The sequence below is a fragment of the Rhizobium sp. SRDI969 genome (assembly GCF_025152725.1).
Classification (GTDB): Bacteria; Pseudomonadota; Alphaproteobacteria; order Rhizobiales; family Rhizobiaceae; genus Rhizobium; species Rhizobium leguminosarum_I.
Genome location: NZ_CP104038.1, coordinates 39043 through 54217 on the forward strand (window position 1 = coordinate 39043; position 15175 = coordinate 54217).

The following is a 15175-nucleotide window of genomic DNA, read 5'->3' on the forward strand; positions in this document are numbered from 1 at the left end:
ATCACACCTGCTCGGCAAGCAATGCGGTGCGCTTGCCTTCCGTTTCGGTCACCTCTTCGGCGGGGATGTAGAAGTCGCGTCTGTAGTTGAAGGTGTGGCCGATCGCCACAGAGAGCATGGCGACGACGGAAACGACCACCAGCCACCACATGTACCAGATCAGGCCGAAGGCGAGGGCGATGCTGATGGCCGAGAGGATCGCGCCGGTGCCGGTGTTCTTCGGCATGTGGATCGGCCGGAAGCCTTCCAGCGGACGCGCATAACCGCGGTTCTTCATGTCGTACCAGCCGTCATGATCGTGCACCACAGGCGTCAAGGCGAAGTTGTATTCCGGTGGCGGCGAGGAGGTCGACCATTCCAGCGTGCGGCCGTCCCAGGGATCGCCGCTGTCGTCGCGCAATTCCTCGCGCTTCATGAAGCTGACCACGATCTGGATCAGGAAGGCGGCAATGCCAAGCGCGATCAGGCCGACGCCGAAGGCGGCGATGATGAACCAGATCTGTATCGACGGGTCCTCGAACTGGCTCATGCGGCGGGTGACGCCCATCAGGCCCAGCACGTAGAGCGGCATGAAGGCGAACCAGAAGCCGATTTGCCAGAACCAGAAGCTCATCTTGCCCCAGAAGGCGTCGAGCTTGAAGCCGAAGGCTTTCGGGAACCAGTAGTTCACGCCGGCGAACATACCGAAGAGAACGCCGCCGATGATGACGTTGTGGAAGTGGGCGATGAGGAACAACGAATTGTGCAGCACGAAGTCGGCCGGCGGCACGGCAAGCATGACGCCGGTCATGCCGCCGATGACGAAGGTCACCATGAAGCCGACCGTCCACAGCATCGGCACCTCAAAGCGGATGCGGCCGCGATACATGGTGAAGAGCCAGTTGAAAATCTTGGCCCCGGTCGGGATCGAGATGATCATCGTGGTGATGCCGAAGAAGGAATTGACGCTGGCGCCCGAGCCCATCGTGAAGAAGTGGTGCAGCCAGACGATGTAGGAAAGAATCATGATCACGCAGGTTGCGTAGACCATCGAGGCGTAGCCGAAGAGGCGTTTGCCGGAGAAGGTGGCGACGACTTCCGAGAAGATGCCGAAGGCCGGCAGCACGAGAATGTAGACCTCCGGATGACCCCAGATCCAGATAAGGTTGATGTACATCATCGGATTGCCGCCGAGGTCGTTGGTAAAGAAGTTCGTGCCGGCGTAGCGGTCGAGCGACAGCAGCGCGAGCGTGGCCGTCAGGATGGGGAAGGAGGCGACGATCAGCACGTTGGTGCAGAGTGCCGTCCAGGTGAAGACCGGCATCTTCATGAAGGTCATGCCCGGAGCACGCATCTTGACGATCGTTGCGATCAGGTTGATGCCCGAAAGCGTCGTTCCCACCCCGGCCACCTGCAGGCCCCAGATATAATAGTCGACGCCGACGCCTGGACTGTAGGCAGCGCCCGACAGCGGCGGGTAGGCGAGCCAGCCGGTCTGGGCGAATTCGCCGATGAACAGCGACAGCATGATGATGATCGCGCCGGCGGTAGTCATCCAGAAAGAGAAGTTGTTCAGGAAGGGGAAGGAGACGTCGCGCGCGCCGATCTGCAGGGGCACCACGAAATTCATCAAGCCGGTGACGAAGGGCATCGCCACGAAGAAGATCATGATGACGCCGTGGGCGGTGAAGATCTGGTCGTAATGGTGCGGCGGCAGATAGCCCTCCGAACCGTTGAAGGCGATCGCCTGCTGGACGCGCATCAGGATCGCGTCGGAGAAACCGCGCAACAGCATGATGACCGCGAGGATCACATACATGATGCCGATCTTCTTGTGATCGACGCTGCAGATCCAGTCCTGCCAGAGCGGACCCCAGAACTTGAAATAGGTGATGGCGCCGAGCACGGCGAGACCGCCGATGATGACGCCAAGGAAGGTCACGACCAGGATCGGCTCGTGATAGGGGATGGCATCGAGGGTCAACCGGCCGAAGACGAACTTCAGGAGGTCAGGATTGGAAAACATGGAACAACCCGTTCATTATGTCTCGCGACGCAAAGCGCCAGGTTAATTGTTGTTGTTGAGCTGCGCCGGCGCCGGATCGGCGCCATTGCTCATGCCTGGCATGGAATGACCCCCATGCTGCATGTCCATTTCAGGCATACCGGGCATGCCAGGCATGTCGTGCTGCATGCCGCCATCGGTGCTCTTGGGCGGCTCAACTTGTGCCGGAACACCCGTTGCCGGCACGGTAGCCCCGTGCTCGACGACACCTCCGCCGGCGTGACCGTCATATCGCAGCTTCTCGCGGTTCTCCGCACTTTCCTTGCCGCCGCCCCCCATCATGTCGATGTGCATCATCTCGTTCATGCACATCTTGCCTGGCGTGGCGCACAGGTTGAGGATGGCGTTGTAAAGGTCGGCATCGGTGCCGGCATAATAACGCACCGGTTCCTTCTCGCTCGGCTTTTCGAGCTTCAGATAGGCGTCGCGGTTGAGCATGGTGCCCTGCTGCTTGACCTGCGCCACCCATTGGTCAAATCCCTCTTGGGTGAGACCGTGGAACTTGAAGCGCATGTGCGAGAAGCCGGCGCCGCTGTAATTGGCGGAGAAGCCCTCGTATTCGCCTTCCCTGTTGATGACGGCGTGCAGCTTTGTCTCCATGCCCGGCATGGCATAGATCTGGCCGGCAAGGGCGGGGATATAGAAGGAGTTCATCACCGAGGAGGCGGTGATCTTGAAATTGATCGGCCTGTCGACTGGGGCAGCGAGTTCGTTGACGGTGGCAATACCGAGCTCGGGATAGAAGAACAACCACTTCCAGTCGAGCGCCACGACCTCGACGTTCAACGGCTTGGTATCGGCCGGAATGGCCCGCTCCGCATCGAGGCGGTCAAGCGGACGGTAGGGATCGAGCTTATGGGTGGAAATCCAGGTCACGGCGCCGAGCGCGATGATGATTGCCAGCGGTGCTGCCCAGATCACGATTTCGAGACGGGTCGAATGGTGCCATTCCGGCGCGTAGGTAGCCGCCGTATTGGAGCGGCGATAGCGCCAGGCGAAGAACAGCGTCAGGAAAATCACCGGTATGATGATCAAAAGCATCAGTACCGTCGAGATGACGATGAGATCGCGCTGTTGCGTGGCGATGTCGCCGGAAGGCGCCATGACCACCATGTTGCATCCTGCCAGGAAAAGCAGCGGCAAGACGGATAGAAGGCGGGAAAACTTCATGAGTTTTAGCACGTCTCTAAGCTCTTGTTGTTTCGTTCGTTCCGCGACTAACGCACTGGACGCGATAGCGACATGAGGTGTTTGGTCGCAGCGCAGCAATCATGCCGCACTGCGGCAAGAATCATGTCGCACGACAGCTTTGAAATCCTGATGAACTCAAGAAGGATTCTTCCGCCAGCGCATGTTTCCAAGCAATATATCCGCCAGAACCGGGCAGGCCAGCATCCCGTCGGAAAATCGCGGTCCGGATCACGCTGTTTTTTCCGTTCACGCCTCATTTTGAGCCGCGATGATGAACTATTTACGTCTTACGGACTTGATAAGCCTGCAGGTTTGATCAAGATCAGGTTGAGGCGCCTTGGCGAAAGCGCTTCAACGAGAGAGGCGTTTCATGGCTACAACATCGCATTACGGACCGTCATCGTCGTCGCTGGAACGCGACGCGCGGCGCATTCACGACGACAAGCCGGTTTCGCCGGGCAGTATCGCCATCGGCGTGGTGATCGGCCGCATGTCGGAATTCTTCGATTTCTTCGTCTACGGTCTCGCCTCGGTCCTGGTCTTTCCGCAGCTGATCTTCCCTTTCGCGCCGGACAGGCTGACGGGAACGCTTTATTCCTTCGCCATCTTCTCGCTGGCCTTCCTGGCCCGCCCGGTCGGCTCCGTCGTCTTCATGACGATCGACCGGCTGTATGGCCGCGGCACCAAGCTGACGATCGCGCTCTTCCTGCTCGGCGGCTCCACGGCCTCGATCGCCTTCCTGCCGGGTTACGACGAGATCGGCGTCTGGTCGATCGCGTTGCTGGCGCTCTTCCGTCTCGGCCAGGGCTTCGCGCTCGGCGGCGCCTGGGACGGCCTTGCCTCGCTGCTCGCGCTCAATGCGCCGGCCAACCACCGTGGCTGGTATGCGATGATCCCGCAGCTCGGCGCGCCGATCGGCTTTGCGCTGGCGAGTACCCTGTTCGGTTATTTCGTCGCCAATCTTTCCAGTGAGGATTTCCTCTCCTGGGGCTGGCGTTATCCCTTCTTCGTCGCCTTCGCGATCAACGTCGTGGCGCTGTTTGCGCGTTTGCGCCTGGTCATGACCAAGGAATTCGGCACGCTGCTGGAACAGCACGAGCTTGAAGCCGCCCCCATCCTCGACGTGCTGCGCGTCCATGGCCGTGACATCCTGATCGGCGCCTTCGTGCCGCTGGCAAGTTTTGCCATGTTCCACCTGGTCACCATTTTCCCGCTCGGCTGGATGAGCCTTTACGGCAACCAGCCGATCGGCGCCTTCATGGTGGTGCAGGTGGTCGGCGCCATGGTCGGCATTGTCACCATCATCGCGTCGGGCTTGATTGCCGACCGTATCGGCCGGCGCGCCCAGCTTGCCATCTGCGCCGTCATCATCGCTATCTTCAGCTTCGTCGGGCCGATCCTGATCGCGTCCGGCAACAGTGGTCATGACGCTTTCGTCATCATCGGCTTCGGCGTCCTCGGCCTTTCCTTCGGCCAGGCGACGGGCTCGATCTCGTCGCGCTTCGGCCGCGGTTATCGCTATACGGGCGCCGCCTTCACCTCGGATCTGGCCTGGTTGATCGGCGCGGGTTTTGCGCCGCTGGTGGCGCTCAGCCTGTCGAGCCGCTTCGGGCTGACTTTCGTCGGCTACTACCTGCTGTCCGGCGCCATCTGCACGCTTGCGGCCCTCGCCTTCAGCAGGGCGCTGGAGCAGCGCGAATAGGTGGACTTGAACGCATGGGGGCCAGCATGGGAAACCATGCAGGCTTTCGTCTTCGGGCAGCGCAATTTCAATTATTGAATGCATTGCAATCTATAATTAAATGCATATTCTTGTCGGCCTGAACGAGGATAGGCCATGACCGCGGAAACTATCGATCATTCGACCCTTTCCCGCCTTGTCGAAGCAGGGGCGGTCGAGGTGGCTCATGTTGTCGGCAAGACCGGTGGCTGGTCCGTCGTCATCCGCTATGGCAAGGTCGAGCGCCCGCTCGCCGCCCAACGCAGCCGGCAGGTGCGCGTGTTCAAGCGCATGGATAGCTTGGTGTCTTATCTCAAGGATGTCGGCATCTCGCAGTTCGATGTCGATGCGGCCGATTACGCTCCGGGGACGGCATCGCGGCCGGATCGGGCCGCAGCTCTGCGTCGCACTCATGAGGCGGCGGAATACGACAAGTGGTTCCGTGAACAGGTCGAGGAAGCGATCCGGGAGGCCGATGATCCGAACGCGGTCTGGATCAGCGCGCAGGACGCCGAAGAGCGAATGGACAAGCTTCGGGCCGAACTGCTCGCGCAGCTGGAATCCGGAGATAAGGCTTCTTGATCGTCAAATGGCTGCAACAGGCTCTCCTGGATCGGGAAGGCCAGATCCGGCACGTCTTCGCTCAAAATCCAAAGGCTGCAATCGCATTGGATGATGTTATCCGACATCAGGCCAAAATGCTCGCCGATCACCCCGAAGCAGGACGCGGCGGCCGTCTTGACGGAACCCGGGAATTGGTCATTCCGCGTACCACATTTCTGCTGATCTATCGCATCGACAGAAAAGCACAGAGGGTGGAAATACTGCGCCTTCTACATGGCGCGCAGCAATGGCCGCCGAAACGCTGAATGCGTTTTACTGCGCCATCTGCGGCTGTTTCGCCGCCCGAGCCGCGGTCAGTTCCGCGGTGGTATGGTTCAGGCGGTCGGCCAGCACCCGCATGATTTCCACGGCCATCTCCGGGAAATCGCTGAGCAGCTTCAGGAAGTGCTCCTTGCTGATGCGCAACACTTCGAGCGGCGAGGTGGCGCGAACCGTTGCCGTGCGCGAGACATCGCAGAGGATGGCGATTTCGCCGACGATGGAATTGGGTTCGACGTCGGCGACCTTGATCTCGCCCGCTGGCGAGGCGACAACGATATCGGCGGTACCCGAGAGGATGACGTAGGCCGCATCACCGACATCGCCCTGATGAAAGAGGTTCTGCCCGGCTTTGTAGGTCATGCGATCGGAGGTAAAGGCCAAAAGCTTGAGCTTTGCTGGCGCGATCCTTGAAAAGATCGGTACCCTTCGCAGCATTTCGACTTCGTCTCTCAACAGCATGAGCGTTTCAATCCCCTGACGCAGGGTCCATAAGACCAGGCATCTTCAAACTCCGAGGCGCTCCCCATCGGGAACACCCACCATCGCCGCCCCTATAGAATATTACGATAACAGTTCCTTGAACATCCCGTTTTTCTCGGAAAGTTCCGGATAGTTTCCGGCTTCCGCCAATCCCCCGCGGTCGAAGAGCAGAATCCGGTCGAACATTTCTGCCAGCCGGGCATTGGAGAGCACCCAGATGATCGCTGGCCGATGGCCTTCCTCGTGCAGGTTCTCGATGATATTGCGGGTGATCTGATCCTGAACGCGTTGGTCGAGCGCCGACAGTGGCCGGTTGAATATGAAATAGTCCGAGCGCTTCAACAGGGCGCGGGCCAGGTTCAGCTTCTGCCGCTGCACCATGGTCAGTCGCTTGCCGCCGGAGCCGACATCGAATTCGAGGCCGATCGACAGCACGTCGTCATAAAGGTCGAGCGCATCGAAGAGCTCGCCCATGATGCCGCGGATGCGGTCGGAGGCGTCGGCCTGCTGATAGGCGATACGACCGAAGAGCACATTGTCCATCAGGCTAGCCGACGGAGTGAAACGCTCGGCGTCGTAGCGCTCGATCAGCTCAGAGAGATCGGCCGGAATATGTTCGTGGAACTGCTTGCGGGCACTGACGATCTTGTCCATGAGCTCGTTCGTCAGCAAGCCGAAGCGGTGGCGCGGCTCGATATAGGCAAAACTCAGCCGGATGATGGCCGAACGTTCCTCTGGCGTGGCGTCCTCGAAGCGGCGGCTTTGCAGCTTCTGCAGCAGCGCCTGATAGGCCGGGATGTCGTCCGCCGTCATGAAGGTCAGCTGCTGGAAGAAAGGATGGTCCGGCGGCAGGTCGTGGAAGAGTTCCACGGCGTTCTCGGCGATCTCGAGGCCCATGTCGTAGAGATCGGTGCTGAGGCCGGTCTCACGGAAGAGCTGCTGGAAATAGGGATGCGCGGCAAGCCTTCGATTGGTCATCAACGGCCGCTTCATCGTGCCGAAGAGCAGGTTCTCGCCGACCGTCGCCTGGGCGTTATAGGCCTCGAAATCGAAAGGCACGACGATCGTGTCGAGACCCTCGCCGCGCAGCCGGTCGCGCAGCGAGGCGCGCAGCGCCACGACGTGGCCGCCGAGCGCCACATGCACGTCCGTGTTGACGGTCGAGCGCAGCGCCAGATCGAGGATGTCCTGCGAGATCAGGACAGCGTCGAGCACCGGGCGGATCGCTTTCAGCAGATCCTCAGGCCCGCTGGCGCCGGCGGCTTTGTAGTCCACCCAGTCGCTGTTGAGGTCGAGCGTCGGATTGCCGGCCTTCTCCGCTTCGGCGGAATGCCATTTATATTCCAGCGCTTCCCGCTCATCGTAAACGGGATCGGTCATCGGCGCATGTTTCAGGCCGTAGAGCAGATTGCTGGCAAGCGTGCCGTGAAAGAAGAAGGTGTCGGACGAGGCATAGGAGATCCGCCGGCCGGTGATCGATTCCGGCATCTCCAGGAGATCGCGCCCGTCGATGGTGATGCGGCCGGAGTCCGGCCAGACCATGCGTCCGAGCGCTTCGGCGAACGCTTCCGCGCCGCTGCCGTTCGGCCCGACGATCGCCACCGTCTCGTTCGGTTTGATCTCGACGGAGACGTGGTCGACGATACGGGCGCCGCTGTCATCGGAGAGCGTCAGATTGGTGACGACGAACGCGCCCGTCAGCGGGCCGACGGGGGCGGTTGCGAGTTCCTGGATGCGGCTGTCGATCAGCGGCTCGACGTTGAACTGCTCATAGACCTGCTGGTACTTCACCTGCACGTCCTGGCGCATCTGGTCCCAGTCGATCAGTTCCTTCAGCGGGCCGGGCAGGTCCTTATAGGCTGAAATGACGGCGACGAGCTGGCCGATGTCGAGCCTGCCCTGCAGCGCGAGGTAGCCGCCGATCGCGTAAAACAGGAACGGCGTGACCTGGGCCAGGAAATTGTTGATGAACTTCACCAGGAACTTCCACTGATAAAGGTCGTAGCGGATCGAAAAGATCCGGCCGAGCCGCGAGGCGATGTCGGCGCGTTCGAGGTTCGACGTGTCGTTGCCGTGGATCGTGCCGATGCCTTCGACGATTTCGCCGACGCGGCCGGAAAGCTCACGCGCCGTCAGCTGCCGCTGCCGGCCGAGATCCAGCAGGCGCTTGCGCATGCGGGGAATGACGAGCGCCTGCACGCCGACGATGCCCGCCGCGATCATGCCAAGCCAGAAATTCTGCACGATGATGAAGGCGAGCGCCGTGATCGCCTGGCCGCCGAGAAGGGCAGGGGAGACGAAGGCATCACCGGTGAAACCGCCCATCGGCTCCACCTCGTCCTTGATCATGGTGGCGATTTCGGCCGATTTTACCCGCTTGAAATGGATGGGTGGAAACCGCAGCACCCGGTCGATGAGCTCAAAGCGGATACGGCGTAGCATGCGTTCGCCGAGCCGGCCCTTATAGGTGTTGATATAGAACTTGAAGAGCCCGTTCAGCACCACCAGTGCCAGAAACACCATGCTGAGGGCCATCAACATCTGGAATCGGTTGAGCTGCAAGCCTTGAAAGAATTCGACATGTCCGATCAGCGGAATGTCGTAGGCAATATGCATGAAGGTCTGCCTTGCGCCCGGACCTTCGAACCCGTCTCCCTGGATCGGTCCGTTGACGATCTGCTTCGGCAGGTCGAAGGACAGGAAATAGGGCACCATAGAAGCGGCGACGACAGCCAGAATCCACAGCTGCTGCAGCCGCGTGTTCTTCCAGATGTAGCGGGCGAGGCTTTTTTCCATGGCTAACCGTCAGCTTGCTGGGAAATTCCGAGGGCGCGATCCGGGCGCCGGGTCCGGGAGGAATTCTGAGAAGAGGATCATGCAGCCGGACCGCCGATATCGCAATGAAAACAAGGCGAAGCGACCGGCCGCAAAAGTGCCGATTCTCGCCGGAACATTGCTTATACCACAGGAATTTTGGATTGGGCGAGGGATTCGGCAATCATGGAGCGAATGATGAGGGCGGTTTTCTCCGCCCCGTCGAGGTCGAGCAGGACCGATCCCCTTGGCGGTGTGGTGAGCGCCTTTTCGACGGCCTCTTTCAGATGGCCCGAGGTCAGTCCGTTTTCCGGCAGAATATCGGCAAGGCCGAGCGCCTGCAGCCGTTCGGCGCGCACCGTCTGCTCGGTCTCGCCGCCGGCGACGAAGGGGATGAGGATCGCCCGACACTCGGTGCGCAGGAGATCGCCGACCGTGTTGTAGCCTGCTTGCGAGATCGAGACCTTGGCGCCACGCAGCAGCGAGGGAAAATCCTTACGGAAACGCACCAGCGTCACATTCGGGGCCGCGTCTTCAGACAGGGCGGCGAAATCTGCCTCCGGCAGGTTCGGGCCGGCAACCAGCAGCCAGCGAAGATCGGCGGGCAGCAGCGCTGCCGCCTCTTTGGCCGCGCCGATCAGCGCAGCGCCGACCGCGCCGCCGCCCGCCGATGCGATGATGTCGAATGTCTCCGTCGGTACCGGCGCCGACGGGGGTGCGACGAGGCCGGTATAAAGCAGCCTGTCGGCGATCTCGGATGTCAGCGGAAAGGTGTCCTCAAGCTTGACGAAACCGGGATCGCCGTGGACGAGCACGGCATCGAAATGGTCCTTGACCAGCGTGACGGTCTCGGCGTCGCGGCCGGCCTTGCGGTTTTCCTGCAGGATGTCGCGCACTGAGCTCAAGAGTTTCGGCCGGGGTTCGGCCTTGTCGATCGCCTCGAGCAGGGGCAGGAGTTCGAAGCGCATCTGTCGCCGGCCGAAGGGGAAGGCCTCGATGATGACGACATCGGGCCTTGCGGTATGAAAGGCATCGAGCAGCAGCTGGCAGCGGGCATGGAGGAAATCCTCGCCCGCTGGCCGGCCATCGGCATCGGCGAGGCCGGAGAAACCGGCATTGCTGGCGACGACTGCCGGCAAGGCCACGGTCTTCACGCCTTCACTAGGAAAGCCCGGCACCGGCAGGCCGCCGGTCACGACGGTCACGTCAAAACCGTCCTTGACCAGCGCATTGGCGATCCGGCTCGCGCGGGCTATGTGGCCGATGCCGAGCAGATGCTGGACGTAGAAGAAAATACGCGGTGCCGTCATGACGCCTTCTGCCATTCGGCCTCGAACAGGCCTGTGAGCTGTCGGATGCTGGAGTGGTAGTCGAAATGTTCGCGCACCTGGCCTTCGGCGGCGTCGCCGAGGCGCTTGCGCAGTGCCGGGTCGCGGATCGCAGCCTCCAGCGCGCTGGCAAGCCGCGCCGGGTCCTCGGGCGGCACGACGAGACCGTTTTCACCGTTCTTCAGCAGCTCCGGCACGCCGGATACTTCGGTCGAGAGGCAGACGAGCCGCTGGCTCGAGGCTTCGACCAGGACGTTCGGCAGGCCGTCGCGGTCGCCGTTGGCAGCGATGCGGCAGGCAAGCGCGAAGAGGTCGGCGCGGCGGTAATGATCGAGCACGTCTTCCTGCGCCATGGCGCCCTTCCAGATGATGCGGCCGGAGATGCCGAGTTCGCTGGCCATCGCCTTCAGTTTCGCAAGCTCCTCGCCGCCGCCGATATGGTCCATGCGCCAGTGAAGGTCGGCAGGCAGCAGCGCCAGCGCGCGCAGCAACACGTCGTAGCCCTTCTTCTCGACGGCACGGCCGACGCTGAGGATGAAGGCCGGATCGCCGGGGTCGCTGCCGGTGCGGTTCGAACGCTCGCCGGCAAAATGGCCGAAACGGGCGAGATCGAGACCGTGATAACTCAGATGCACAGCATCCTCTCGGTCGGTCAACGCCCGCATGTGTTCGTAGCCCGTCCTGGTGCAGGTGACCGCCCAGCGGGCGCTGCCGAGTTTTTCCTGCAGCTCCCAGTCGGGTGACGTCCAGATGTCCTTGGCGTGCGCCGAACAGGTCCAGGGCGTTTCCGTGAGGATGCTCGCATATTCCGTCACCGAGGCCGGCGTGTGGATGAAATGGGCATGCAGCCATTCGCCCTCATCCGGCCATTCACGCCCAAGCACCAGCGCCTGGCCGAGACGGCGGAAGCGATTGCGAGAGATATCGCGCTTGAGGTCGGCGAGGAAGCGTTTCATCAGCGGCTTGAAGCCGGGCTTGGAGAAACCGGCGATGAGGCCTTTCAACACGCGGATCGGCTCCTCGTGCAGATATTCCGGCAGATAGACGACGCGCGCCCTGATCTCGTCATGCACGGGATGGCGCTTCTTGTCGGTCGGCCGGCGCATCGAAATCAGCGTCAGGTCGAAGCCGGCCTTTTCGAGGCCGAGCAACTCCTGGGCGATGAAGGTTTCCGAAAGGCGGGGATAGCCTTTCAGCACGACGAGGATCTTGCGGCGTGGCGGCAATGCTTTGCCCTATTCCGCGCCGACGAGGGAAAGGTGGCTGCCGCGGCCGTCGATCCACCGGCCGACGGTCTGCGAGATATGGTCCAGCCCTTCAAGACGCATGTTGCCGCCGCTCTTTGACGGCGGCTGGCGGAAGGGCAGACGCTTCAGCGCTTCCGCCATGATTGTGGGGTCGACCGACTGTTCCGGCAGCAGCATGTCGACGAGGCCGAGCTCGCTTGCCCGCTTCGCGCGCAGCAGCTGTTCCTCGCGTGGTTTGACACGCGGCACGATGAGGGCCGGTTTGTCGAAGGAGAGGATCTCGCAATAGGTGTTGTAGCCGCCCATGGCAACGACGCCGGTGGCGCTGTCGATCAGCTCTTCCATGTGATTGTCGAACTCGATCACCTCGATATAGGGAATGGCTTCCCCCTTCTGCACCAGCTTGGCGCGCTCGGCGGCCGGCATATAGGGGCCGAGCACGACGAGCGCCTTCTGCGTCAAGGTCGGGTCCGCCTCGTAGGCGTTCATGACGTCGTGGACGAGATCGGAGCCGTCGCCGCCGCCGCCTGTGGTGACGAGGATGTAATTGTCCTTGCGGGCGTTGATCGAGGTCTTGCCCCTGGAGACGCTGCGCTGCAGGAAGCCGACGAAATCCATCTTCCGGCGCAGGCTTGCCGGCACGTCGAGGCCGATCAGCGGATCGTAAAAGTCAGGTGGGCCGTAGACCCAGACGCTATCGTAATATTGGTCGATCTTCTGCATGATGCTGTTCTTCTTCCACTCGGCCTCGAGCAGATGCGGCGCGTCCATGATCTCGCGAAGCCCCAGCACCAGAACGGTGCCGCGGGCCTTGAGATAGGCGAGCGTATCTTCGACTTCGCCCTTCAGTCCCATCGGTTCCTTGTCGACGATGAAGATATCGGGCTGGAAGGTCTCGGCCGTGTGGCGAATGCTCGATTCGCGCATCTTCAGCGTCTCGTGCAGGTCGATATGGCTGGCGAGCGACGTATATTCGCCGTTGCGCAGCTTGATGACGCTCGGGATCTTCACGAAGTCGACGCGGGCTCGGTAGTCGAAAGCGCCGGCGATCGTGGCACCCGAAATGATCAGAATGTTCAGGCCGCGATAATCCTCGACCAGCGCATGGGCGATGGCGCGACAGCGCCTGAGATGGCCGAGACCGAAGGTGTCGTGGCTGTACATGAGGATGCGCGCATCTTCGAGACGTCTGGACATGGGCATCCCTTCTGGGGTGAGCAACATACTTAGTACCCCCACCGTCCGGAGGGCAAGAGGTGGGGGCGGTGCCGAGATGCGCCGCTGCGTTTCCTGCTATTTGTAGGGATCTGCCGCATCACGCAAGCCGTCTCCCAGAAAGTTGAACGCCAAAATGACAAGAACAACAGGAATGATCGGATAGAGCAGCCACGGGTAGAAGGCGATGACGCTGACGCTTTTTGCCTCGGTCAGCAGAATGCCCCAGCTGGTGATCGGCGGACGAAGGCCGAGGCCGAGGAAGGAGAGCGCGGTCTCTCCAAGGATCATGCCGGGGATTGAAATCGTCGCCGAAGCAATGAGATGCGACATGAAGCCCGGCACCAGATGCCGGCCGATGATGCGCGGCGTGCTGGCGCCCATCAGCTGTGCGGCCTGGACATAATCCTCCTCGCGCAGCGCCAAGAGCTTGGAGCGTACGGCGCGCGCCAGCCCCGTCCAGTCGATGATGCCGAGGATGACGGTGATGCCGAAATAGATGACGATCGGGCTCCACGTCACCGGCATGATGGCGGCCAGCGCCATCCACAGCGGCAGGCTCGGCAGCGATTGCAACACTTCGATCAGGCGCTGGACGATGAGATCGAAAAAGCCGCCGCGATAACCGGCAAGGCCGCCGATCACGATGCCGAGCACGAAGCTGATCGAAATGCCGATCAGACCGATGGTCAGCGATATCCGCGCGCCGTAGAGGATGCGCGACAGCACGTCGCGGCCGAGCCGGTCGGTGCCGAGCAGGAACATCTGGCCGCCGATCGCCGGGCAGACGAGGTGATAGTTCGAGGCGACAGCGCCCCAGAATTTATAGGCGTCGCCGCGGCAGAAGAAACGGATCGGCTGCACGTCATTCGTCTTGTCGGTATAGACGCGGTGCAGCGTGTCGATATCGAGCGTCATGCTGCGGCCGTAGACGAAGGGACCGACGAAGCTGCCCTTGTCGAAAAAGTGGATGGTTTGCGGCGGCGCGTGGATGAAATCGACATTGCGTGTGTGCAGGCCATAGGGTGCGAGGAACTCGACAATCAGGATCATCAGGTAGACGGCGGCGAGAAAGATGCCGGAGATCAAGGCCAGCTTGTGCTGCTTGAACTTCCACCACATCAGCTGCTTCTGCGAGGCGAGATGGATGCGCGATTGCGCCGAAGTCATGCTTTCGGTCGCAAGCGGATCGAAAGGCGCGGTCGAGACGTAATGCGGCAGCGGCGCGCCGGGTGCGGGAAGGGGCGACATTATTTGGTGCTCCTGCCTTGCAGACGGATACGGGGATCGAGGAAGCCGAGCGCGATGTCCGAGATCAGCACGCCGATGACGTTGAGGAAGGCCAGGAACATCAGGAAGGAGCCGGCAAGGTACATGTCCTGGCTCTGTAGCGCCTTGATGAGCATCGGACCCGTCGTCTCCAGCGACAGCACGATCGCGACGATCTCGGCGCCCGAGATGATCGACGGCAGGATCGAGCCGATATCGGCGACGAAGAAGTTGAGCGCCATGCGCAGCGGGTATTTGATGAGCGCCTTCAGCGGCGGCAGGCCCTTGGCGCGCGCGGTGACGACATACTGCTTCTGCATCTCGTCGAGCAGGTTGGCGCGCAGCCTGCGGATCATGCCGGCCGTGCCGGCCGTGCCGACGATGATGACGGGGATCCAGAGATGGGCGAGGATCGACTGCGCCTTCGCCCAACTCATCGGCGCCGAGATATATTGCTGGTCCATCAGATGGCCGATCGAGATGCCGAACCAGATATTGGCGAAATACATCAGGATCAGCGCCAGCATGAAGTTCGGAATGGCGATGCCCATCAGACCGAGGAACGTCAGCCCGTAATCACCCCAGCTGTACTGGTGCGTGGCCGAATAGATGCCGATTGGAAAGGCGATCAGCCAGGTGAGCAGGATCGTCGTGAAGGAGACGAGGATCGTCAGCCATAGACGATCGCCGACCACGTCGGAGACCGGCAGCTGGTATTCGAAGGAGTAGCCGAAATCGCCGTGCAGCATGCCGCCGACCCAGTAGAAATACCGCACGATCTCCGGCTTATCGAAGCCGTATTGCTGGCGCAACTCCTCGATTTCCTGGAGGTTGGCGGTTTCGCCAGAGGCGCGCAGTTCGGCGATCTGGCTCTCGAAGAAGTCGCCCGGCGGCAGCTCGATGATGGTGAAGACCAGTGCCGAAATGACGAAGAGCGTCGGCACCATGGCGGCGATCCGCCAAAGTATATATCTGAACACGC

Annotated in this window: 12 protein-coding genes; 3 read left to right on the plus strand and 9 right to left on the minus strand. The window is 61.4% G+C overall.

Annotated elements, in window-relative coordinates; genetic code table 11:
* Position 1: 1 nt before the first annotated feature.
* Together cyoB and cyoA are read right to left on the minus strand one after the other, a co-directional pair.
* The gene (gene cyoB, locus N2A41_RS29840; RefSeq protein WP_170262622.1) at positions 2–2005 is read right to left on the minus strand and encodes a cytochrome o ubiquinol oxidase subunit I; all 2004 of its coding nucleotides are present in this window, start codon (positions 2003–2005) and stop codon (positions 2–4) included.
* A 42-nt stretch (positions 2006–2047) separates the two neighbouring features.
* A complete protein-coding gene (gene cyoA, locus N2A41_RS29845; RefSeq protein ID WP_222385364.1) occupies positions 2048–3226 on the minus strand; it encodes a ubiquinol oxidase subunit II in 1179 nt (392 codons plus the stop codon).
* Positions 3227–3605: 379 nt separating this feature from the next.
* Here cyoA and N2A41_RS29850 point away from each other — a divergent pair, with 379 nt between their 5' ends.
* From N2A41_RS29850 to N2A41_RS29860, 3 genes are all read left to right on the plus strand, one after another.
* The gene (locus tag N2A41_RS29850; protein WP_170262620.1) at positions 3606–4937 is read left to right on the plus strand and encodes an MFS transporter; all 1332 of its coding nucleotides are present in this window, start codon (positions 3606–3608) and stop codon (positions 4935–4937) included.
* 135 nt (positions 4938–5072) lie between these two features.
* Positions 5073–5537 carry a hypothetical protein gene (locus N2A41_RS29855; protein WP_260111930.1) on the plus strand — a complete coding sequence of 155 codons (465 nt, stop codon included), beginning with the start codon at positions 5073–5075 and terminating at the stop codon, positions 5535–5537.
* Entirely contained in the window at positions 5534–5824 is a 291-nt protein-coding gene (locus tag N2A41_RS29860; protein ID WP_064246775.1) for a type II toxin-antitoxin system RelE/ParE family toxin, read from the plus strand. Before N2A41_RS29855 ends, N2A41_RS29860 begins: the two co-directional genes overlap by 4 nt.
* Before the next feature lie 7 nt (positions 5825–5831).
* On the opposite strand, the gene N2A41_RS29865 is transcribed toward N2A41_RS29860, so the two are convergent.
* The 7 genes from N2A41_RS29865 to N2A41_RS29895 form a co-directional block, all read right to left on the minus strand.
* Positions 5832–6299: a cyclic nucleotide-binding domain-containing protein gene (locus N2A41_RS29865; RefSeq protein ID WP_017968198.1), complete on the minus strand. Its 468-nt coding sequence runs from the start codon at positions 6297–6299 to the stop codon at positions 5832–5834.
* Positions 6300–6401: 102 nt separating this feature from the next.
* Positions 6402–9116: an ABC transporter ATP-binding protein gene (locus N2A41_RS29870; protein ID WP_222295339.1), complete on the minus strand. Its 2715-nt coding sequence runs from the start codon at positions 9114–9116 to the stop codon at positions 6402–6404.
* Positions 9117–9277: 161 nt separating this feature from the next.
* Positions 9278–10444 (minus strand): glycosyltransferase family protein, encoded by a 1167-nt coding sequence (locus tag N2A41_RS29875; RefSeq protein ID WP_260111931.1) that lies wholly within the window; start codon positions 10442–10444, stop codon positions 9278–9280.
* Complete coding sequence (locus N2A41_RS29880; RefSeq protein ID WP_260111932.1) at positions 10441–11688, minus strand: glycosyltransferase family 4 protein; 1248 nt, start codon at positions 11686–11688, stop codon at positions 10441–10443. Before N2A41_RS29880 ends, N2A41_RS29875 begins: the two co-directional genes overlap by 4 nt.
* A 9-nt stretch (positions 11689–11697) precedes the next feature.
* Positions 11698–12906 (minus strand): glycosyltransferase family protein, encoded by a 1209-nt coding sequence (locus N2A41_RS29885; RefSeq protein ID WP_162115187.1) that lies wholly within the window; start codon positions 12904–12906, stop codon positions 11698–11700.
* A gap of 96 nt (positions 12907–13002) precedes the next feature.
* On the minus strand, positions 13003–14175 hold the full coding sequence (locus N2A41_RS29890; RefSeq protein ID WP_162115188.1) for an ABC transporter permease: 1173 nt from the start codon (positions 14173–14175) through the stop codon (positions 13003–13005).
* On the minus strand, positions 14175–15173 hold the full coding sequence (locus N2A41_RS29895; protein WP_017968204.1) for an ABC transporter permease: 999 nt from the start codon (positions 15171–15173) through the stop codon (positions 14175–14177). The genes N2A41_RS29890 and N2A41_RS29895 overlap by 1 nt, the downstream gene beginning before the upstream one ends.
* Positions 15174–15175: the final 2 nt, after the last annotated feature.

What these genes read in the sequence shown, in the direction of transcription:
- cyoB (WP_170262622.1), bottom strand. Translation starts at nt 2,005, where the DNA reads ATGTTTTCCAATCCTGACCTCCTGAAGTTCGTCTTCGGCCGGTTGACC.
- N2A41_RS29850 (WP_170262620.1), top strand. Translation starts at nt 3,606, where the DNA reads ATGGCTACAACATCGCATTACGGACCGTCATCGTCGTCGCTGGAACGC.
- N2A41_RS29855 (WP_260111930.1), top strand. Translation starts at nt 5,073, where the DNA reads ATGACCGCGGAAACTATCGATCATTCGACCCTTTCCCGCCTTGTCGAA.
- N2A41_RS29865 (WP_017968198.1), bottom strand. Translation starts at nt 6,299, where the DNA reads ATGCTGTTGAGAGACGAAGTCGAAATGCTGCGAAGGGTACCGATCTTT.
- N2A41_RS29870 (WP_222295339.1), bottom strand. Translation starts at nt 9,116, where the DNA reads ATGGAAAAAAGCCTCGCCCGCTACATCTGGAAGAACACGCGGCTGCAG.
- N2A41_RS29875 (WP_260111931.1), bottom strand. Translation starts at nt 10,444, where the DNA reads ATGACGGCACCGCGTATTTTCTTCTACGTCCAGCATCTGCTCGGCATC.
- N2A41_RS29885 (WP_162115187.1), bottom strand. Translation starts at nt 12,906, where the DNA reads ATGTCCAGACGTCTCGAAGATGCGCGCATCCTCATGTACAGCCACGAC.
- N2A41_RS29890 (WP_162115188.1), bottom strand. Translation starts at nt 14,175, where the DNA reads ATGTCGCCCCTTCCCGCACCCGGCGCGCCGCTGCCGCATTACGTCTCG.